The organism is Companilactobacillus paralimentarius DSM 13238 = JCM 10415 (assembly GCF_001434985.1).
In the GTDB taxonomy this organism is placed as follows: domain Bacteria; phylum Bacillota; class Bacilli; order Lactobacillales; family Lactobacillaceae; genus Companilactobacillus; species Companilactobacillus paralimentarius.
Genome location: NZ_AZES01000102.1, coordinates 26,329 through 47,282, shown reverse-complemented (window position 1 = coordinate 47,282; position 20,954 = coordinate 26,329). Strand labels below are relative to the sequence as shown.

18 protein-coding genes are annotated in these 20,954 nt (G+C 35.2%); all 18 read left to right on the top strand.

Annotated elements, in window-relative coordinates:
• Window positions 1–59 precede the first annotated feature (59 nt).
• The 18 genes from FD33_RS08755 to FD33_RS08670 all read left to right on the top strand — a co-directional run bounded on the left by FD33_RS08755 (window position 60) and on the right by FD33_RS08670 (window position 20,936).
• Window positions 60–584 carry a GNAT family N-acetyltransferase gene (locus FD33_RS08755; RefSeq protein WP_056955912.1) on the top strand — a complete coding sequence of 175 codons (525 nt, stop codon included), beginning with the start codon at window positions 60–62 and terminating at the stop codon, window positions 582–584.
• A gap of 117 nt (window positions 585–701) precedes the next feature.
• Window positions 702–1,871, top strand: coding sequence for a metallophosphoesterase family protein (locus FD33_RS08750; RefSeq protein WP_025085394.1), 1,170 nt, complete (start codon window positions 702–704; stop codon window positions 1,869–1,871).
• A gap of 12 nt (window positions 1,872–1,883) precedes the next feature.
• Entirely contained in the window at window positions 1,884–3,779 is a 1,896-nt protein-coding gene (gene asnB, locus FD33_RS08745) for an asparagine synthase (glutamine-hydrolyzing) (RefSeq protein WP_025085393.1), read from the top strand.
• A gap of 305 nt (window positions 3,780–4,084) precedes the next feature.
• A complete protein-coding gene (locus tag FD33_RS08740; protein ID WP_051564121.1) occupies window positions 4,085–5,305 on the top strand; it encodes a carboxylate--amine ligase in 1,221 nt (406 codons plus the stop codon).
• Window positions 5,306–5,322: 17 nt separating this feature from the next.
• Window positions 5,323–5,787 carry a universal stress protein gene (locus FD33_RS08735; RefSeq protein ID WP_025084749.1) on the top strand — a complete coding sequence of 155 codons (465 nt, stop codon included), beginning with the start codon at window positions 5,323–5,325 and terminating at the stop codon, window positions 5,785–5,787.
• Window positions 5,788–6,167: 380 nt separating this feature from the next.
• Window positions 6,168–8,105 (top strand): M13 family metallopeptidase, encoded by a 1,938-nt coding sequence (locus tag FD33_RS08730; protein ID WP_051564124.1) that lies wholly within the window; start codon window positions 6,168–6,170, stop codon window positions 8,103–8,105.
• A gap of 141 nt (window positions 8,106–8,246) precedes the next feature.
• Window positions 8,247–10,190, top strand: a complete 1,944-nt coding sequence (locus FD33_RS08725; RefSeq protein ID WP_025084751.1) for a M13 family metallopeptidase — start codon at window positions 8,247–8,249, stop codon at window positions 10,188–10,190.
• Between the two features lie 206 nt (window positions 10,191–10,396).
• Window positions 10,397–11,152, top strand: coding sequence for a CPBP family intramembrane glutamic endopeptidase (locus FD33_RS08720; protein ID WP_025084752.1), 756 nt, complete (start codon window positions 10,397–10,399; stop codon window positions 11,150–11,152).
• Between the two features lie 146 nt (window positions 11,153–11,298).
• Window positions 11,299–12,000, top strand: coding sequence for an ABC transporter ATP-binding protein (locus FD33_RS08715; RefSeq protein WP_025084753.1), 702 nt, complete (start codon window positions 11,299–11,301; stop codon window positions 11,998–12,000).
• A 2-nt stretch (window positions 12,001–12,002) separates the two neighbouring features.
• Window positions 12,003–14,525 (top strand): ABC transporter permease, encoded by a 2,523-nt coding sequence (locus FD33_RS08710; RefSeq protein ID WP_025084754.1) that lies wholly within the window; start codon window positions 12,003–12,005, stop codon window positions 14,523–14,525.
• Between the two features lie 14 nt (window positions 14,526–14,539).
• A complete protein-coding gene (locus tag FD33_RS08705; RefSeq protein ID WP_025084755.1) occupies window positions 14,540–15,244 on the top strand; it encodes an SDR family oxidoreductase in 705 nt (234 codons plus the stop codon).
• 43 nt (window positions 15,245–15,287) lie between these two features.
• Window positions 15,288–15,743, top strand: a complete 456-nt coding sequence (locus tag FD33_RS08700) for a MerR family transcriptional regulator (protein ID WP_025084756.1) — start codon at window positions 15,288–15,290, stop codon at window positions 15,741–15,743.
• 122 nt (window positions 15,744–15,865) lie between these two features.
• Window positions 15,866–16,189, top strand: a complete 324-nt coding sequence (locus FD33_RS08695) for a carboxymuconolactone decarboxylase family protein (RefSeq protein WP_025084757.1) — start codon at window positions 15,866–15,868, stop codon at window positions 16,187–16,189.
• Window positions 16,190–16,191: 2 nt separating this feature from the next.
• Window positions 16,192–16,602 (top strand): cupin domain-containing protein, encoded by a 411-nt coding sequence (locus FD33_RS08690; protein ID WP_025084758.1) that lies wholly within the window; start codon window positions 16,192–16,194, stop codon window positions 16,600–16,602.
• Window positions 16,603–16,734: 132 nt separating this feature from the next.
• Window positions 16,735–17,817, top strand: coding sequence for an ABC transporter ATP-binding protein (locus FD33_RS08685; protein ID WP_025084759.1), 1,083 nt, complete (start codon window positions 16,735–16,737; stop codon window positions 17,815–17,817).
• On the top strand, window positions 17,810–18,751 hold the full coding sequence (locus tag FD33_RS08680) for a carbohydrate ABC transporter permease (protein ID WP_025084760.1): 942 nt from the start codon (window positions 17,810–17,812) through the stop codon (window positions 18,749–18,751). The genes FD33_RS08685 and FD33_RS08680 overlap by 8 nt, the downstream gene beginning before the upstream one ends.
• Complete coding sequence (locus FD33_RS08675) at window positions 18,751–19,581, top strand: carbohydrate ABC transporter permease (protein ID WP_025084761.1); 831 nt, start codon at window positions 18,751–18,753, stop codon at window positions 19,579–19,581. The genes FD33_RS08680 and FD33_RS08675 overlap by 1 nt, the downstream gene beginning before the upstream one ends.
• The gene (locus FD33_RS08670) at window positions 19,581–20,936 is read left to right on the top strand and encodes an ABC transporter substrate-binding protein (RefSeq protein WP_025084762.1); all 1,356 of its coding nucleotides are present in this window, start codon (window positions 19,581–19,583) and stop codon (window positions 20,934–20,936) included. Before FD33_RS08675 ends, FD33_RS08670 begins: the two co-directional genes overlap by 1 nt.
• Window positions 20,937–20,954 lie beyond the last annotated feature (18 nt).

Below are 20,954 nucleotides of genomic sequence, written 5' to 3'. Positions count from 1 at the left end.
TTGCAATGAGGTATTCTTTTTTGTTTTAATATCCTGATGAAGTGAGGAGGCAAAATTTTATGAGCAATATTTATTTACGTCAATCAACACTTGACGATTTGCCAAGAATTATTGATATCATCGGTGGCGCCAAAAGAACCCTACGGGACCGTGGTGTTGATCAATGGCAGGTAGGTTATCCCGATGAGAAAATCCTAGAACAAGATATTCAAGAAGATATAAGTTATGTTTTAATACTAGATGGTGAGGTAGTTGGAGTAGCTGCTTTGCAACAAGGTTACGATAAGAACTATCAAGATATGACTTCAGGGTCATGGTCTAAAAATTCTGATGTGACTTATTCCATTATTCACCGTATAGCTGTTGAACCAGGCCATCAAGGACAACATCTTTCGGCTGCTTTGATTCAACAACTATTAACAATCTCACATTACCTGGGTTACAGTGATGTCAGAATCGACACTCACCCTGACAATTTGGTGATGCAACATGTTATTACAAGTAATGGGTTCATTGAAAAAGGAACTATTACGATGGATGAAGATCATGGTATTAGAAAAGCTTATCAAATTCTTCTAAAGTAAGCGTCAAAGGATTATTTTTCATATCTTTGATATATAATTGAGCCATAATGAGACCATCGTGAGATGGTTTTTTTGCTATAATTGTTTCCAGAGTATGGGATATTGGAGATCATAAAATTGAAAATCAAAAATATTGCAAGCAGAATGTTGACACCAAAGCCATCAGAATTCATATCAGCACACACTGATATGTTTTTGAAACGACTAAAGCCACGTCCTTTTGTTGTTGATTATATAAAGGGCGTTTATGATAATAACGTAAAACCAAATGTTACCAGTGATACAGTAACCTTGTCCGTTTTAACTGACACACATGCCAAAGCAATTGCTAGTGCGTCTTATTACGGGATCAATGGTGCACGTCATATTATTGAAGCCAATAATGTTAGTGATGCTGTCAACTTGGACTTGAATGTTCATCTGGGAGATTTAATTGATGGAAGTGATAAACCTGAGATCAGTCGAGGATTATTGCAATTTGCTGTTGAAAATTATCAAAAGAGCAAAGCACCGTTTTATCTTCTTGAGGGTAATCATGATGAGAATGATAAATATGATGAACACAGATTCTTTGGTTCAGCATCGTTTCATCGGGATGATTATGACTCGTTAGTAACAAAGTATAATTTTGAACAACCAGATATTTTTAGATTGAATCCAGTATCTAAAGTGGGCTGGTATGATAAGGGTGATATACGAATTGTCTTTATCGATACCAGTGATATTCCTTATATACTTAGTAATGGTTCTAAGAAATATGATTTTAAGAAGGTTCGTGGCGTCAGAGAACAACAGTTAGAAGATTTGATCAAAATCTTAGAGAATACTATTGATAAGCATGTTATTGTAATGGGGCATGCTAATATTGTGAGTCCAAGTGGTCGGAGTGCTTTGAACTTCAATGGTGACTTGGTTCAACAATTATTAGTAAGCTTCAACAACAAAACTTCTGGTCAATTGAAAAATGAATTAACAGGAGATTTTGGTGTGAATTTACGCTATGATTTCTCATCTACAGGCATTTCTAAGGTAACAACTTATATTTGTGGTCATATGCATTATGAAAAAAACTACAAAGTTTCTGAAATTAATCATATAATATTAAATTGTTCGGCCTTAATGGGTAAGAAACATGGTTTAACAACTGACTATAACAAGAAGTGGGACAGACGTTATAATGAAATCTCAGAATTAGCGGGCTATTTCATTAATATCGACCCGAACAAATTGCGCTTACAAATTTTCGGTTACGGAGCCGCTACAAGATATGTAAGTTTTGAAATATAAGGGAGAATTTTTATGTGTGGAATTGTCGGATTCGTAGATAAAAATATTACAGACAAGAAGCCTGTAATTGAGGCTATGATGGATACGATCAAGCATCGTGGTCCAAATAGTTCAGGTGAATTATTGGATGGCGACGCTGCTTTAGGTTTCCGCCGCTTGAGTATTATTGATATTAGTAGTGGTATGCAACCTATTTACAACGAAGATAGATCAAAAGCTGTTATTTTTAACGGTGAAATTTATAATTACAAAGATGTTAGAAAAGATTTGAAAGAAGCAGGACACGTTTTTACAACTGATACAGATACTGAAGTTCTTCTACATGGTTTTGAAGAATGGGGTATTGAAGGTTTACTTAAGAAGATCCGTGGAATGTTTGCTTTCGTAATTTATGATTTAAAGACTGGTGACATTACTGGTGCTAGAGATTTCTTTGGTATCAAGCCACTTTATTACTATAACCGTGAAGGTACATTTATTTTTGGTTCAGAAATCAAATCCTTCTTGAAAGAACCAAACTTCAAGAAAGAATTAAACAAAGCTGCTTTGAAGCCATATTTGACTTTCCAATATTCAGCTTTGAACGAAACATTCTTCAAGAATGTCTTTAGAATTCCTGAAGGTCACTACTTTACATATAAGAATGGCAAGTTAAGTATCAAGAAGTACTGGGATATGTCCTTCAAAGAGAACAATTTGTCATTTGAAGAAACTGTTAAGAGAATTGACAAGTCTATTCGTGAATCAGTTAATGAACACTCTATTAGTGATGTACCAGTTGGTTCATTACTATCTAGTGGTGTTGATTCAAGTTACGTTACAGCTGTTTTGAAACCACAACATACGTACTCAATTGACTTTGATACAAGTACATATGAAGAAGGTACTGCAGCTAAGATGTTGGCTGATAAATTGGGCCTAGAAAATACTCGTGGTATCGTTACAAAAGAGGAAGCGGTCAAATCAATTCCATTAATTCAATACTATATGGATGAGCCAGATTCAAACCCTTCATGTATACCACTTTACTTCTTGACTAAGTTAGCAAGTAAAGATGTAACGGTTATTCTTTCAGGTGAAGGAGCCGACGAATTGTTTGCCGGTTATGCAAATTATGGTTTCCATTCACATTCAAAAGTTATCCGTGTTGTAGCGGAAGATTTGAAACACTTACCAAAGGGTGTTAAGTATAAGTTAGCTCATGGTTTGAAGAAATTACCTAATTTCCCAGGCCGTTTGCATTTGTATGAATCAACTGCCAAAGCAGAAGAATTTTTTATTGGACAAGCCAAGATTTTCAACGAAAAAGAAGCTGCTGACTTGGTTAAGCCTGAATTCGAGAAGTCACGTTCCGTTAAAGATATCGTTATGAGAAGTTACAGCAAAGTTAGTGGTTATAACGATGAAGTTAAGAAGATGCAATATCTTGATCTTCACCAATTCATGTCAAATGATATCTTGCTTAAAGCTGACCGTATGAGTATGGCTAACTCCATGGAATTACGTGTACCATTCTTGGATAAAGAAGTTGCTAAAGTTGCTGCAGGAATTCCTACTAAATATCTTTTGAATAGTAAGGATAGTAAGTATGCTCTACGTGTAGCTGCTGAACGTGCTTTGCCTAAGGAATGGGCTAAACGTGAGAAACTTGGATTCCCAGTGCCAATTCGTGACTGGATCAAAACTAAGGAAGTTTACGAACAATTCCGTGATTTATTCAGTGCTGATTTTGCTGCTGAATTCTTCGATCAAGATGCTATTTTGAAAATGCTTGATGGTTGCTATCGTGGCGAAAATGATGATCGTCGTAAAGTTTGGACAATTTATACTTTCTTGATTTGGTATAAAGTATTCTTTATCGATGATGGTAAAAAACCAGATGTTGATCCTAAAGTTTTAGTAAATTAATATTTGAAAATAAAAATAATGTGATCTAATTATCACAGCAACATGAACAAAGAGACCGCAAATTCAGATTGATGAGTTTGCGGTCTTTCATTTAGATAATCAAAAATTAGTATAATAATTTAAGAAAATAATAAGCCTCTCAGATTTAATATAAATGACACTCTCGTTGTGATAAATTGAGTATGGTATAATTTTGTGTGAAATGTGTGTAATTTTAAAAATAGAATTAATAATATAGTAAGAGGTTGATCCCTATCGAAACTGAATCAGGAAAAAAATTCACGCCCATTCTCTTGGGTAGTGATATGAATGTTTACGGAATGGCACGTGCTTTCCATGAACTCTATGGGGGCAGTGTTAAAGCCTATGCCGAAATCCAATTGGCACCAACAAGATATACAAAAATCTTAGATTTGACTCTTTACTCAGGCTTTTCTGAAGATCCTGTTTTCATTGAAAAAATGCGTGAAATTGCTAAAGTTTACCAAAACCATGAAGAACCAGTTATTTTAATTGGCTGTGGGGATGGTTATGCCGAACTTATCAGTAAGCACAAGGAAGAATTGTCTAAGACATTTGTATGCCCTTATGTCGATTATGATTTATTAAAATCATTGAATAATAAAGAGAGCTTTTACCATGTAGCCGATGAACATGGTTTGCCTCATCCACTAACAAAGATCATTACAAAAGATATGTATGAGAATAAGAAGGATCTTGATGTTCCTTTCGATTTCCCAGTAGCTTTGAAACCAGCAAACAGTGTGGAATGGTTGGATATTCATTTTGAGGGTCGTAAAAAGGCTTTCATAATTCACTCTCAAGAAGAATATATGACTATCGTTGGCAAGATTTATGATAATGGTTATACATCTGATTTGATTCTCCAAGACTTTATTCCTGGAGATGATTCTAATATGCGTGTGCTCAACGCCTATGTTGACCAAGATCATCATGTTAAGATGATGTGTTTAGGACATCCAATTTTGGAAGATCCAACACCACAATCAATCGGTAATTACGTAGCTATCATTCCTGAATTTAATCAGGATGTCTATGATCAAGTTCAAAAATTCCTTGAGGATATTGAATTTACAGGCTATGCCAACTTTGATATGAAATTTGATTCTCGTGATAATACTTTCAAATTCTTTGAAATCAACTTGCGTCAAGGAAGAAGTAGTTTCTTTGTTACGCTCAATGGCTATAATCTTGCTAAATATGTGGTGGAAGATTATATTGAGGGTAGTTTAGAAAACGAACCAACAGTTTATGCCAACAAGAATAAAGCGCAACATAAATTGTGGTTAGGTGTGCCAGTCAAAGTCTTTAACAAGTATGCAGCTGATAATGATGCTACTAAATATGCTGATGAATTAATCAAGCAAGACCGCGTTGGAACAACTGTTTTCTATAACAAAGACAATTCCTTTAGACGTTGGTTACTTTTGACATACATGTTCCACAACTATGTTAAGAGATTTGATAAATACTTCCAAGAGAATAAAGGACGCGACTTTAAATAACCGAGGGGGCTTAATATATGGATGAATTAAAAGAATACAAAGTTAGAAAAATTGAGTATTCCAAGATTTTAATCTGTGTCGATTCAGATGATTTTGAGTCATCAAAAAATGCCTTTAATTATGCTTGTTCGTTAGCTAAACACTATAACTCCGAGCTAGGCATTGTTTCCGTATTGGAAACAGGTGACTTGAATATTTTTCAATCGCTAGACCCAGAAGTACTAGCAGAACGTCGAGAAGAGATCAAAGAACTTCTTGAAGTTTATGGTCAAAAGGCTAAAGAATACGGCGTTAAAGATGTTCACATGATGGTAACTGAAGGTGGACCTGGAACAGTTATTGTAGACAAAGTTATTCCTAAATTCCAACCTGACCTAGTAATCGTTGGTGTTGAAAAGAAGAACCGTAACCGTAATACAATCGGTTCACAAGCTTCTAAGATTGTGAATAGCGCTGGCGTTTCTGTTAGTGTCATTAGATAAAAATAGAGAGCGAAACAAGGGCGGTTAACCTCCGAGAATTTGCCTAAGTACTGAAATTGCACGCGTACTATGCGGGCGATTCCAGTACTGTAGCAAACCGGAAGAGGTTGCCCTTGCGTAGCTCGTTTCCACTATTCGTAATAGAACAATGGTTTATAAGAATAGAAATAATCTACTATAAAAATAGTAAACAACAAAGAGCTCAATGCAACAGTTATCAAAAAGGTAACCGTGACATTGAGCTTTTTTAGATGATAGAAATTGCGCTTTTTATCATTTTTATATTTTATTCAAAATGATAAAAATGAAAATTATTCTAATAAAAAGTAATTAGTGCTATAGTAGTCTTTAAAAATAATAGGCGGTGAACAAATTTGTTAATGAATAAAGTTATCGGTGGTGCAGGGGATTTAATTAATGCTAAACCCGCCGATTATAAAGATAATCTATACTTAGCTGTTAATGGTGCTTGGCAAGAAACAGCAACTATTCCACCTGACAAATCTCGTACTGGTGGTTTTACAGATCTTGATGAGGGTGTTGAAAAGACCCTTATGAAAGATTTTCATGAGTTTGCAAATAATGAAGAAGAAGTCGATGATCCTCGTTTACTTCAAGCTGTAAAGCTATATCGTCTTGTTAATAATGTGGATCATTTAAGTAAATTCCATCAACAACCAATATTGAAAGATATGCAACGTATTACTGATTTGAGCAATGTTAAGGATCTAGGGGATAACTTGGCTCAATTGTCAAAAGATGGCTTTGCTCTACCAATCGATATCAGTATTGACGCTGATATGAAAGATACAGCCAAGAACGTTGTTTATATTGATGGTGCTGGTTTGATTTTGCCTGATAAAACTTATTATGATGAAAAGAATGAATCAGGTAAACAATTGTTAGCTAAATACGCTGACGTTGCAGGACGTTTGCTTTCAATGATCGGTTATAAACTGGATGAAGCTAAGGAAATAGTTGAGAAGGCTTTGAAATTTGATAAGTCGTTGGTTCCTATCGTTAAGAGTTCTGAGGAATGGGCTGATTATACTAAAGTTTATAACCCAATGAAATTTGATGAATTCATTACTAAATCTGATGTCCTAGACTTAAAGAGTTTGGTAGTTGATTCAGTTAATGATACACCAGAAAAAGTTATCGTAACTGAACCAAGATACTTGGATAATTTGAACAAGCTTGTTAATGCTGACACTTTTGAAGATATTAAAGCTTGGATGATGGTTAAATTCCTTACCGGTAATGCTTCGATTCTGGATGAAGAATTCCGTCAAGTTATCGGTGAATACAATTTGGCACTCAGTGGTGCTAAGGAGTTAAAGAACAGAACTAAGTATGCTTACAATTTTGCTGCAAGTATTTTCAGTGAGGTAGTTGGTGTATATTACGGAAAGAAATACTTTGGTGAAAAAGCTAAAGAAGATGTCCGTAGTATGGTTAAGAAAATGATTGCGGTTTATGAACAAAGACTTTCTGAAAATACTTGGTTGAGTGAAGATACTAAGAAGAAGGCCATTATCAAACTAGATAAGATCGTTATTAAAGTTGGTTATCCTGATAAAATTGATGATCTTTATAATAAATTTGAAATCAATGAAAATGATTCTTTGTATGACAATGTTTCTAGAATTAGAAAGACAATTGCTCAACACAATTTGGATCAATATCACGAACCGGTTGATCGTACAAAATGGTTGATGCCAGGACATATGGTTAATGCATGTTACGATCCATCTAGAAATGATATCACCTTCCCAGCAGCTATTTTGCAAGCTCCATTCTACAGTTTGGATCAAACAAGTAGCCAAAACTTTGGTGGTATTGGTGCCGTTATCGCGCATGAAATTTCACATGCTTTCGATAATAATGGTGCTCAATTCGATGAATACGGTAATATGAATAACTGGTGGACTGACGAAGATTATGCTAAGTTCAAGAAACTTACACAAAGTATGATCGATGAGTTCGAAGGTATTCCATATGCTGGTCACAAGGTTAATGGTAAATTGGTTGTTAGCGAAAACGTTGCTGATGTCGGTGGACTACGTTGTGCCCTGGAAGCTGCTAAGAGTGAAAGTGACTTTGATGTTAAAGCTTTCTTTATCAATTGGGCTCGTGTTTGGAGAAACAAGTCAACACAACAATTGACAGAAATGTTCCTTTCAATTGATTTCCATGCCCCAGCTCCATTACGTGCTAATGTTCAAGCACAGAATATGGATGAATTCTATGACGCCTTTGATGTTACTGAAAAAGACGGTATGTGGATTGATAAAGATAAACGAGTTAATATTTGGTAAAAAAATCTGAAAAATCGAGGGATGAAAATTTAATTTCATCTTCTCGATTTTTTGTTTTGAAGGGAAACATCATTAAATTAATTTTAATAATATTAGAATAAGTGCTATAGTATTTACTAAATCAAAACGCGGGGTGAAAGTATGTTAACAAGTAAAATTATGGGTGGAGCCGGAGATTTAACTGAAGGTAAGCAAGCCGATTATAAAGATAATTTGTATTTGGCCGTCAACGGGGCCTGGCAGGAAAAGGCTGAAGTTCCTGCTGATAAATCTAGTGCTGGTGCTTCAATGGATTTAGACCTAGAGATTGAAAAGGAATTGATGGATGACTTTCAACAATTAGCTGAAAATGATACTGAAGTCGAAGGAAATGAATTCTTACAAGCTATTAAATTGTACCGCCTCGCTAAGAATACCGATTTCTTAAAAGAATTACATGAAAAACCAATTCTGAAAGATCTTCAAAAAATTGAAAATTTAAAATCTTTAGCAGATCTAAATCAACAATTGGCACAATTTGGTAAAGAAGATTTCATATTACCAACTAATGTTTGGGTCGATGCCGATATGAAAGATACAGTCCATAATGCTGTTTATGTTGATGGTATAGACTTGATTTTGCCTGATAACACATACTACGCAAGTGATAATCAGTCTGGTAAAAAACTTTTGGCTAAGTACGCAGAAGTGGCCAACAAACTTTTAGTCATGATAGGTTATTCAGAGAAATTGGCTAAAGAAACAGTTGGTAAGGCCTTAACCTTTGATAAGAGTCTGGTTCCAATAGTTAAGACTTCCGAAGAATGGGCCGAGTATTCCAAAATTTATAACCCAATGTCCTTTGAAGAATTCATTACTAAGTCGCAAAATCTTAATCTGAAGGAATTAGTAGTTGATCAAATCGGTGCTACTCCAGAGAAAGTGATCATTGTTCAGCCTAGATTTTTGAAGAATTTAGATCAGTTGGTAAATGATGATACTTTTGAAAATTTGAAGGCTTGGATGCTGGTCAGATATTTAGTAACAAATAGTGAATCCTTGGATGAAGATTTCCGCCAAACGGTAGGAGAATACAAGCTGGCTCTTAGTGGAGCTAAGGAATTACAAAGTAGGACTAAGTTTGCTTATCATTTAGCTGAGGATAACTTTGATGAAGTCATTGGTATTTATTACGGCAAGAAGTATTTTGGTGAAAAGGCTAAGGCTGACGTGAGAAATATGGTTGAACGTATGATTGATATTTATAAGCAACGTTTAGCTGACAATACTTGGCTTAGTCAAGCAACCAAAGATAAGGCTATTTTGAAGTTGAACAAGATTGTGATTAAAGTCGGTTATCCGGATAAGATTCAAGAAGTCTTTAAGCAACTAAAGATTGATGAATCAGAATCCTTATATGACAACATCACACGGATTAATCGTATTGTTCGTCAAAATGAATTGGCTAAATTTAGTAAACCAGTCGATCGTACGGTTTGGTTAATGCCTGGTGAAATGGTTAACGCATGTTACGATCCGTCGAGAAATGATATTACTTTCCCAGCAGGGATCTTGCAGGCGCCATTTTATAGCTTGAAACAAACAAGTAGTGAGAACTTTGGCGGTATTGGAGCAACGTTTGCTCATGAAATTTCCCATGCTTTTGATAATGACGGTGCCAAATTTGATGAGTACGGTAATATGAAGAACTGGTGGACTAAGGAAGATTACGCTAAATTTGAGAAATTAACGCAACAGATGATTGATCAGTTCAATGGAATTCCATTCTCTGGCGGTAAAGTAAACGGCAAATTAGTAGTTAGTGAGAATATTGCCGATGTCGGTGGATTACGTTGTGCAATCGAGGCTGCCAAGATGGATAAAGATTATAGCGCTAAGGAGTTCTTTATTACTTGGGCTAAATCATGGCGTTTTAAGGCAACTCCAGAATACAATGAAAGATTATTGGCAACTGACGTTCATGCACCACAACCTTTACGTGCCAACGTTATGTCACAGGATTTAGATGAATTCTATGAAGCATTCGATGTAAAACCAGGCGATGGTATGTGGATTGATGAAGATAAGAGAATTAATATCTGGTAATCACGATTCCAAAAATAATAGCGTCTATTCAGGATACACACTTTAATGTGTGATTCTAAATAGGCGCCTTTTTTGTAGTAATTTTATACTGATTTTTTTGACCTCATGGTTCATTCGAGAATAAAAAAGTACTCGTTCATGATATTACTGCATTTTTATTTTCAATAAGAACTATTTTAAAGATACGAAGATAGGGGGAAAAGATAATGAGTAAAAAAAGGAATATTTGGAAAGCTGTCTTAATCATATTATTAGTACCGATTACGATATTTATAGTAGATATGATTTATCCAATTTTTAAATTTGATCAGAAATATATACAGATGTTTTTGGACACATTGCTCATCTTGATCGCAGTAACATGCAATTTTAAATTTTGGAAGCTAAAAGTAGATTTATTTAGCACAAAACATATAGTACGCCAAATTTTAAATATTTTGCCATTGCTTATTCTTATGCTCTTTTTTAGAAAGTTTTCTAATCTTGGATGGCCCAAGACAGGGTGGCTTGCTTTTGTAACTATACTGTTAGTGGGGATTGGTGAAGAGTACGTTTATCGTGGCTTATTAATCGCACAGTTAGAGAAAGTGTTAAATTCGAAGCCTTTTTTAATTGTCCTAATAAGTTCGTTGAGTTTTGGAATAATTCATATAGGAAATATGTTAAATGTTACTAACAAGTGGATTGTAGTAGCCCAAATGATTGTAGCGGCCGCATCGGGGATGTTGTATGGAACGCTTTATTATGAGACTCATAATTTATCATTAGTTATTGTGTTTCATATTATTGATGATCTACCAACCTTCTTTTCCAAAGGGACAGCAACCGCTGAATCGTTAATGCCACAGAGCCACGTTGGCGGTTTTCTTATGATAACATGTGTGTTATTTCTTATTTGCAGTTTAGTCGCCTTTTTACAAATAAAATTGAATCGAGTTCATTTCAAAAAGAGAAGTAAGTGAGATTGAAATAAAACGGGAAGCTTCCGTTCTAATCAATCTTCAATAAGATCCAAAATGTTTTTTCTATGAATTTATTTGTGGGTTTTTAACTTAAAGTTACATTTGCTTTCCACTATAATAGAAGTATTAAGAAGGGTGAGAGCATAATGGCGTATATCGAAGTGAAAAATGAATCAAAAAAATATCAAATGGGAGAAACAACAATTGTCGCAAATGATAAATTAACCTTTGATGTCGATAAGGGCAAGTTAACCGTCATTTTGGGACCTAGTGGTGCTGGTAAGTCGACAGTTCTAAACATTTTAGGTGGTATGGATACGCCAACTGATGGACAGGTCGTTATTGATGGCACTGATATTGCTGAGTTTTCTGAACGTGAATTGACTACCTATCGTCGTAATGACGTGGGATTTATTTTTCAATTCTATAATTTGATTCCTAACTTAACAACGAAAGAAAATGTTGAGTTGGCTTCAGCAATTGTTAAAGATGCTCTAGATGCGACTGATACTTTGAAGGCCGTTGGTTTGGGTAATCGAATTGACAATTTTCCCTCTCAATTATCTGGTGGGGAACAACAGCGTGTCGCCATTGCCCGTGCTTTAGCCAAGAATCCAAAGTTACTTCTATGTGATGAACCAACAGGAGCTTTGGACTATGAGACAGGTAAGCAAGTTTTGACACTTTTACAGGATGCTAGTCATAAGGACAATAAGACCGTGATCGTCATCACCCACAATTCAGCTTTGGCTAAGATGGCTGATAGGGTAATTCGGATTCATGATGCCAAAGTGCAGTCGATTGAAGATAATAAGACACCCACACCAGTGAAAGATATTGAGTGGTAATCATGAAACCATTAACTAGAAATATGATGCGCAGTATCAATAAGGCTAAGGGACGTTTTATTGCAATTATTCTGATTATTATGTTAGGTGTGTTGATCTTTGTTGGTGTCAAAGCGACAGGACCTAGTTTGAATGATTCATTGAATAAGACGATTGCCGATAAAAATTTATCAGACGTGCAAGTGTTGTCGACGACTGGTTTTGGAAAAAAAGATATTCAGCTGGCTGAAAAGGTTGCGGGAGCCAAAGCTGAAACGACGAAATTTAAATACGTTATGGGTGGCAAATCTAAAGTTGCGATTGCTTTGTATGGCTATGATAAAAACGCTAAGCAGAATCAACTGATTATTAGAAATGGACGTTTGCCTAAAAATGATCATGAAATTGTTTTAGATAAAAATGCTCGTAATAAATATGATTATAAAATAGGTGATACCTTTAAATTTTCTAAAAATGCTGATTTAAAGCGCCGTTCTTACAAAATTGTTGGTTTTGCTGACTCACCACAATACATTGATAATCAGTCACGTGGTGTTACGAATATTGCCGATGGACAAGTTAGTTTGTTCGCCTATATTCCTAAGAATCAAATGAACCTTTCGACCGCAACTTTATTGAATATTCACTTCAATTCCTTGAAAGATGAGAATACTTTTAGTAACAGTTATAAAGATGCTGTGGACAAAAAGGTTAAGGCTTTAAAACACGAATTTAAATTACGCCCTCAGCAAAGAACAAAGGAAGTGGCTGGCAGTTATCTAGCTACTTTGAATCAACAACAAACAGCTCTAGACCAATTGGAAAAGGTTAATCCTACAGCGGCAGCTGTGCAACAAGAAAAGTTAGATGCTGCTAAAAAGAAGATTATGAAACAAACTAAGACAACTTATACTTGGCAAACGCGCCAGGATTTGACTGGCTTTTCAGCCTATGGCGAGAGTTCTGATCGAATCGCTGCGATCGCCAATGTCTTTCCAGTCTTCTTTTTCTTAATTGCAGCTTTGATCACTTTTACAACAATCACAAGAATGGTCGAAGAAGCACGTGGAGAAATCGGAACCTTCAAGGCTTTGGGTTACAGTAAATGGTCGATTGCACGAAACTACATTTACTATGCTTTGTCAGCTGGTCTAATTGGAGCGGTATTAGGGGCTGTGATTGGAACAGAGACCTTGCCTCGAATTGTACTGTCAATGTATAAACAATATATTGCTTTAGATTGGGTTATTGGCTCAACCAGGCAAACGTTATTGATTGCCTTGATTTTCTCCCTATTGGCAACTGTTGGAGCTGCTGTAATCGTGGTTAGAAGAGAATTAGATGAGGGTCCAGCTTCATTGATGTTACCTAAATCTCCTAAATCGGCTAAAAAAATACTATTGGAAAGAATCAAACCCCTTTGGAATCATCTGAGTTTCAACCGAAAAGTTAGTTATCGAAATCTTTTCCGTTTCAAATCTAGAATGTTTATGACTATCATCGGGATTGCCGGCGGAACAGCTTTAATTTTAACTGGTTTTGGACTTCAGAATTCAATTACTGCTAGTGGTGACCTACAGTATAAGAATATTTTCAGTTATCAAGCAGTTGTCAAAATGAATGATGACGCTAATTATAGTAAAGTTGATAAAATCCTGAATCAGGATAAAACTTATCAGAATAATACTAAGATCAATTCGACAACGGCTAAGTTGAAAGCTGGAGAAAAACAGGTTAATGATGTTAATGTTTATACACCACTGTCTGTGAAAAACTTTAAAAAATATGTTCATTTGACTGCTAATTTAGATAAAGACAAAGTTGTTTTGACTAAGAAGACTGCCAAACTTCTTAATGTGGAAAAGGGTGATCAGATTCATGTGACGATGACCAGTGGTAAGAAGCTCAATTTAAAAGTTGGTGCTATTACTGAAAATTATGTGGGTCATTTCTTATATTTGAATCCACAAATTTACCAGGATAAAATTGGTGATTTGAAACCTAATACCTTATTGCTTGGTTTAAAGAAGCAGACTAGTGCGCAGAGAAAACATTTGGCTAACCAATTATTAGATTCTAAAGAAGTGATGGGAACTAGCTATACGCATGATGTCTTTGATACAGTTTCCAAGATGTCGAGTCTGTTACGTCCAATTATTTTAATTCTGATTCTCTTATCGGGAATATTGTCATTTGTTGTACTTTATAATTTAACGAATATCAATGTCTCAGAACGAATCAGAGAACTTTCTACTATTAAAGTTTTAGGCTTCTATAATAATGAAGTTACGATGTATGTTGTTCGGGAAAATATAATTTTAACAATAGTTGGTATTATTATTGGATATGGAGTGGGTAATTTATTGACTGCTTATATCTTGAATCAAGCCGCGACAGAACAGGTTATTTTCCCATTAACGATTCATTGGTTCGGTTATATTGTCGCTACATTGTTGATGATAATTTTCACAGCAATTGTTATGCTAGTTACACATCGGAAATTAAAACACATCGATATGATCGGTGCATTGAAATCTAATGAATGATTGAAGGTAAATTTATGTCTTTGGAAAATGATAAAGTTCTCGTCATTGGGGGAACTTCAGGGTTTGGTAAAGAAGTCGCTATCATGGCTCAACATAAGGATGCTGATGTATATGTCATCGGCCGTGATCAAGAACGTGTAAATCAGTTACGTTACGAGGAGAATATTCAAGGTAGTTCATTAGATGCACAGGATGAAAAACAGTTGAAACGTTTCTTTGAAAAGTATGGTTCCTTTGATCATGTGGTATCAATGCTAGGTGGCGCTATGAGTGGTGGTTTTCTAGATAGTTCAGTCGCCACTATTAAAAAGGCAATTGATGATAAATTTTTTGCTAATTTGCAACTGGTACAAATTGCTAGTAAACATTTAAACAAGAATGGTTCAATCATTTTGACTTCAGGTTCAGGTGGTCATCCCTATGACGCTTCGGGTGCGATTATAGGGAATCAAGCTATTAATACGATGGTTGATGGTCTAGCTGTTGAAATGGCTCCAGACTATCGAGTAAATGCCGTATCACCAACTTGGACACCTACAGGATTGTGGCGTGACTTGAGTTCAAAGCAACTAGCTAAGCAAAAACATAGTTTTGTGGAAACAGTGCCATTAAACCGTGTCGCTACAGTTGAGGAGGTAGCCTCAGCTTATATTTACTTGATGGAAAATGATTTTATTACAGGTCAAATTCTAAGAGTCGATGGTGGAGTTGACTTGTAGAAGATGCTATACTTGAAGTCAACTTTAAGTAGAAGGTGAAATAATGCCAGTAAATGAAGCAGAAGAGACAACTAAATACCGAATCAGTGATTTTGCTGAAATGGTGGGATTAAATAGTCCTACATTGCGTTATTATGAAAAAGAAGGTCTGATCAATCCTCATCGAACTGATAATGGCATCCGTTACTATACCGATCAAGATATTCGCTGGGTCAATTTTCTTTTGCATCTCAAGAGTACTGGAATGTCAATTGAACAATTGAAGCGCTATGTCAGATTACGTGCGCAAGGTGATTCAACCATCAATCAACGAATTGAGTTATTAGAGGAAGTTCGTCGTAATTTTGAAGTTGAGTATCAAAGATTGCAAGATGGTTGGACGATTCTCAATGATAAATTGGATTGGTATAAGGGTAAAGAAGGCGGACACATTGAAGACAGTGAAAGCTTTTCTAAATATTTACAGAATTTGAATCATGGTTATTTAGAAGATAGATAAATTAGAAATCTCAAAAATATTTATTTAATATTTTTGAGATTTTTTTTGTATTTATCCTTGACTTAAAGTTAACTTTAAGTTGTTTAATGTATTTATCAACTTGATACGAGGAGGAATTGATTATGGCAAAGAAACAAACTGCTGGACGTGACATGTTGGGTGATTTTGCCCCACAATTTGCAGCATTGAATGACGATGTATTATTCGGAGAAGTTTGGAGTAAAGAAAACGAACTTTCTGCCCATGATCGTTCATTAATTACTATTGCAAGTATTATTTCAGCTGGAAATATTGAACAATTAGACGCACATTTAAAAATTGGTAAGAAAAATGGCATTACAAAAGATGAAATCGTTGCGGAAATCACTCATTTAGCATTTTATGCTGGATGGCCAAAGGCTTGGAGTGCTTTCAATCGTGCAAAAGAAATTTGGAAGGAAGATTAATTATGGCAAAAAATGAAGAATTAAGAACAGATGGAGTTTTTCCTGTTGGAGACAAAAATGAAGCTTATGCTAAATACTTTATTGGACAAAGTTATTTGAATAGTTTAGTAAAACCAGAAGACAATATTGATTTTGGTGTTGGAAATGTAACTTTTGAACCAGGTTGTCGTAATGATTGGCATATTCATCATGATGGTTTTCAAATTTTACTTGTTACTGGTGGCGAAGGCTGGTACCAAGAGTGGGGTAAGCCGGCTCAACTATTAAAACAAGGTGACGTCGTTGTTATTAAAGAAGGCGTTAAGCATTGGCACGGAGCAACTAAAGATAGTTGGTTCAGTCATGTTGCTATTACTAAAGGAAAATCAGAATGGCTTGAAAAGGTTACTGATGAAGAATACAACAAACTATAAAAATTAAAATGATTAATTGAAAAAGAGGACTGAAAACAGTCCTCTTTTTTTACACATAATTTACATTAAATAGATTATATATATACATAATTCCAACATACTATAGCTAATGACTTATATGGAGGGTTAAATATGTCTACATTATTAACAAATGTTTGTAAACAATACGATCAAGGAAAGACGGTTCTAAAAAATGTTACCGCCGAAATCGAAACGGGTGAATTCTTCGTAATCGTTGGACCATCTGGTTGTGGTAAGAGTACTTTACTACGTATGATTGCTGGACTAACTCAAATTAGTGATGGTGAAATTAGCATTGATGGTCAAGTAGTTAACAATTTACCACCCAAGGATCGTAACTTAACAATGGTTTTTCAAAGTTATGCTTTGTTCCCATTTTTAAGTGTTTGGGATAATGTTGCTTTTGGTTTAAAGGCTAGAAAACATGACCAATCCGAGGTTGAAGAACGTGTTAACAATGCTTTGAAAATGGTTAACTTGGAAGATTTGAAAGATAGAAAGCCTCGTGAATTATCTGGTGGTCAAAGACAACGTGTGGCTCTAGCTCGTGCCGTAGCCAGCGATGCCAAGATCTGTTTAATGGATGAACCATCATCAAATTTAGATGCTCAATTAAGAATTAAGATGCGTCAAGAAATTTATGCTCTACAAAGAAAATTAGGTATTACTTTGATCTATGTTACTCATGACCAAGTTGAAGCAATGACAATGGCTGATCACATCATGGTTTTACATGACTCAAAAGTTCAACAAATCGGTACACCAGCCGAAATCTACAAGACACCAGCTAATGAGTTTGTCGCCGGATTTTTCGGGGTTCCACCAATCAATATTCTTTACGCAACAAAGATTTCAGACAAAGCTATCCGAGTTAACAATGATTTCCAAGTTGATCTTGATCAAACTGTTACTGAAAAGGAATTAAAGGTTGGTATCAGACCAAATGAATTAGTTGTGGAAAAGGCCGACGAATTATCTGCTAATGCAACAGTGCAAAATGTGGAATTTTTAGGGGACGAAAAGATCGTTTATGCAACATTCAGTAATGGTAATGAAGTATCAGCCATTGTTCCAAGTGATGCTCATTTCGATATGTTTGAAAATATCAAAATTTCTTCAACAAACAATGTTCTGTTATTCAATCAAGACGGAATCAATGTAACTGCAAATAGGGAGGATCTAATCAATGCTTAAGACTTCAGCAACTGATGTCATACCTGAAAAGAAAGTTGAAGCAAAACAAAAGAGCAAATTCAAACTGACTGCCAATGATAAATACTATGCTTCTATTTTCGCCGGTCCATCACTATTTCTTTTAGGACTTTTCGTTTTTTATCCAATGTTTCGAACACTCTATATTAGTTTGTTCTTAACTAATACTTTCGGTAATACAACGCTTTTCGTAGGTCTGGAAAATTATGTAAAACTAATTTCTTCACCAGATTTTGTTTCCAGTATGTGGGTAACACTGGTCTATGTTGTTGGGGTAACATTCTTCACAATTGCTATGGGTCTATTATTAGCCAATCTGGCAAGTCAAAAGTTACCGGGAATCGCTATTTTCCGAACACTTTATTCAGTAACAATGGGAGTTTCAGTTTCAGTTGCTGCTATTTTCTGGCTATTTATTTTCAATCCTTCTGCAGGATTCTTCACATTATTAACAAAGATGTTGAATTTACCAACAATCAATTGGTTAGCTAATCCAACTAATGCGATGTGGGCAATTATCATTACAACCGTTTGGATGCATTTAGGTTTTGTTTTCTTGGTTTTCTTGGGTGCTATCGAATCAGTGCCGACGACACTTTATGAAGCAGCTGATGTCGAAGGTGTTTCTAAACATTATCAATTTTTCCATATTACTTTGCCAATGATTTCCCCAACATTATTCTTTATCTCAACAATTACAATTATTGGTTCATTTAAGAGCTTTGGTTTGATCGATCTTATCACTAAGGGTGGTCCAACTAATGCAACCAACATGCTAGTTTACCGTATTTATAATGATGCTTTCTTTGGCGGAAACTATGCTAAATCAAGTGCAGAAGCAATTATTTTAACTGTGATTATTGCCTTCTTTACTTACTTGCAATTCAAATTCCTAGAAAAGAAGGTAAATTACTAATGGCGAATATTGATGAACGTAATGTTTTGAAAAATATTTTTAATTATTTTCTTTTAATTCTATTGGCTGTAGTTATTCTAGTACCGTTCTTCATTGGTATTTGGACAAGCTTTTTACCAACAGCTGATATTTTAAAAGGTAATTATTTCAGTACTAATATTTCACTTACCAACTATATCGATGCCTTTACAAATACACCAATCTTACGTTATCTGGGTAACACGATTGTTGTAGCGACAATTACAATGTTTGCTCATTTACTTTTCTGTTCAATGAGTGCCTATGCCTTCGTTTTCCTAGATTTTAAGTATAAAAAATTCTTCTTTGCCTTATTTATGATTACAATGATGCTACCATCTGAAGCGGCTATTATTCCTAATTTTCAAACAGTAAAAGCTTTAGGATTATTGGATCATTATTCAGCAATGATTGTTCCATCTTTAACATCAGCGTTTGGTACATTCATGCTGCGTCAATCTTTCATGCAAACTCCTAAGGAATTGAAAGAAGCAGCTGACATTGAAGGCTTGAATCATTTCCAAATTTTCTGGAAAGTCGTTCTACCATATAACCGTATCAGTTTGATTACTTTAGGTGCTTACAGCTTCCTAGGTGCTTGGAATTCCTATCTATGGCCAATTTTAGTTACATTCAGTAATAATTCACGTGTTATTCAAAACGGTTTGAAACAATTACAATCAGAGGAAACGTTTAACAACTGGGGTATGATTCAAGCCAGTGCCGCAATTATTGTTATTCCAACGATTCTTGTTCTATTCATTGGACAACATTACTTCAAGTCAGGATTGAATGAAGGAGCTGTCAAATAATGTCAAAATATAAAAAATTAGTTCTGCCTCTGATCCTAGTTTTGGCGGTTGCTGTGGTAGCAATGTTTGGAAAAACATTATCAACTAAGTCAGCAACAGTAAAGGATAATCGTACAGAAGTTGTCTTTTGGCATGAAATGGGTGGACCTGCTGAAAAGTCATTAATGAAGATCGTTGATGGTTTTAATAAATCACAAACTAAGTATCACGTTGTTCCTAAGTATCAAGGTTCATATGATGCCGCAATTCAAAAGATTTTACAGACTCATGGTACTGGAACTTCTCCAGCAGTTTTCCAAGCTTTTGATATCTCAGCTGCTCAAATGATGCATAGTAAATTCACAGTACCTGTTCAAGATTTCATTGATAAAGATGGCTTTGATGCAAATAAGATTTCACCAGTTGCTCGTTCATTCTATGCTAATGATGGCAAACAACAAGCAATGCCTTTCAATACTTCACAACCAGTTCTTTATTACAATGCTAGTTTGTTAGAGAAATACGGAATTACACCACCGCCAGTATCACCTTCATATAGTGATATCACACGTGTGGCAAAACAACTTTATGAAAGATCACATCATCAAGTTAAAGGAATGACGGTTCAAATCTATGGTTGGTTATTAGAACAAGCAATGGCCAATGCTGGTGTAGGTCTCACTAATAACAACGATGGTCATACAGGTATTCCAACTAAGGCAACTATTAACAATGATGCTTCAAAGGAATTCTTTGAATGGATTCGTGAAAATCAAAAAGCTGGCGATTTCATGAATTATGGTTCAGGTGCTATGGCTGGAACTAACCAAACTACAGGTTTCTTAAATGGTAAGGTCGGTATTTATATTCAGTCTTCAGCAAGTATCAGTCAATTGAACAAGAAGAATAAAAATAAATTAGGAATCACATACTTCCCACATCCAGATGGCAAAAAAGCTAATGGTGTTGCTATTGGGGGTGCTGCTCTTTGGATCTCAAATGATAAACCTAAAGCGGTCCAAAATGGTGCTTTTGAATTTATTAAATATTCTCTAAAACCAGAAGTACAAGCTCAATGGCAAAAAGATACAGGATACCTCGCCTTAAATAAGGATTCACAACAAACATCAATTCTTAAAGGACTTTATAAGCAACATCCAGAGTCCAAAGTGCCTAGTCAACAATTACAAGAAGCAGTTCCTAATCACTTCAATTCAGGTATTTTGATGGAAGGAATGCAAAAGACTCGTCAAATTGAACAATTTGCAATGGAAAGTATTTATAATGGTGGCGACATTACCAATGCCTTGAAAGATACTGATAAGAAAATCGACGATAATTTAACAACTACTAATCGAGCTAATGGTTATCACTAGATACTTAGTTTAATAGGG

Excerpts from the sequence above, each read along its gene's own strand:
- FD33_RS08755 (WP_056955912.1), top strand. The coding sequence starts at position 60 with ATGAGCAATATTTATTTACGTCAATCAACACTTGACGATTTGCCAAGA.
- asnB (WP_025085393.1), top strand. The coding sequence starts at position 1,884 with ATGTGTGGAATTGTCGGATTCGTAGATAAAAATATTACAGACAAGAAG.
- FD33_RS08740 (WP_051564121.1), top strand. The coding sequence starts at position 4,085 with ATGAATGTTTACGGAATGGCACGTGCTTTCCATGAACTCTATGGGGGC.
- FD33_RS08735 (WP_025084749.1), top strand. The coding sequence starts at position 5,323 with ATGGATGAATTAAAAGAATACAAAGTTAGAAAAATTGAGTATTCCAAG.
- FD33_RS08730 (WP_051564124.1), top strand. The coding sequence starts at position 6,168 with ATGAATAAAGTTATCGGTGGTGCAGGGGATTTAATTAATGCTAAACCC.
- FD33_RS08725 (WP_025084751.1), top strand. The coding sequence starts at position 8,247 with ATGTTAACAAGTAAAATTATGGGTGGAGCCGGAGATTTAACTGAAGGT.
- FD33_RS08720 (WP_025084752.1), top strand. The coding sequence starts at position 10,397 with ATGAGTAAAAAAAGGAATATTTGGAAAGCTGTCTTAATCATATTATTA.
- FD33_RS08715 (WP_025084753.1), top strand. The coding sequence starts at position 11,299 with ATGGCGTATATCGAAGTGAAAAATGAATCAAAAAAATATCAAATGGGA.
- FD33_RS08710 (WP_025084754.1), top strand. The coding sequence starts at position 12,003 with ATGAAACCATTAACTAGAAATATGATGCGCAGTATCAATAAGGCTAAG.
- FD33_RS08705 (WP_025084755.1), top strand. The coding sequence starts at position 14,540 with ATGTCTTTGGAAAATGATAAAGTTCTCGTCATTGGGGGAACTTCAGGG.
- FD33_RS08700 (WP_025084756.1), top strand. The coding sequence starts at position 15,288 with ATGCCAGTAAATGAAGCAGAAGAGACAACTAAATACCGAATCAGTGAT.
- FD33_RS08695 (WP_025084757.1), top strand. The coding sequence starts at position 15,866 with ATGGCAAAGAAACAAACTGCTGGACGTGACATGTTGGGTGATTTTGCC.
- FD33_RS08690 (WP_025084758.1), top strand. The coding sequence starts at position 16,192 with ATGGCAAAAAATGAAGAATTAAGAACAGATGGAGTTTTTCCTGTTGGA.
- FD33_RS08685 (WP_025084759.1), top strand. The coding sequence starts at position 16,735 with ATGTCTACATTATTAACAAATGTTTGTAAACAATACGATCAAGGAAAG.
- FD33_RS08680 (WP_025084760.1), top strand. The coding sequence starts at position 17,810 with ATGCTTAAGACTTCAGCAACTGATGTCATACCTGAAAAGAAAGTTGAA.
- FD33_RS08675 (WP_025084761.1), top strand. The coding sequence starts at position 18,751 with ATGGCGAATATTGATGAACGTAATGTTTTGAAAAATATTTTTAATTAT.
- FD33_RS08670 (WP_025084762.1), top strand. The coding sequence starts at position 19,581 with ATGTCAAAATATAAAAAATTAGTTCTGCCTCTGATCCTAGTTTTGGCG.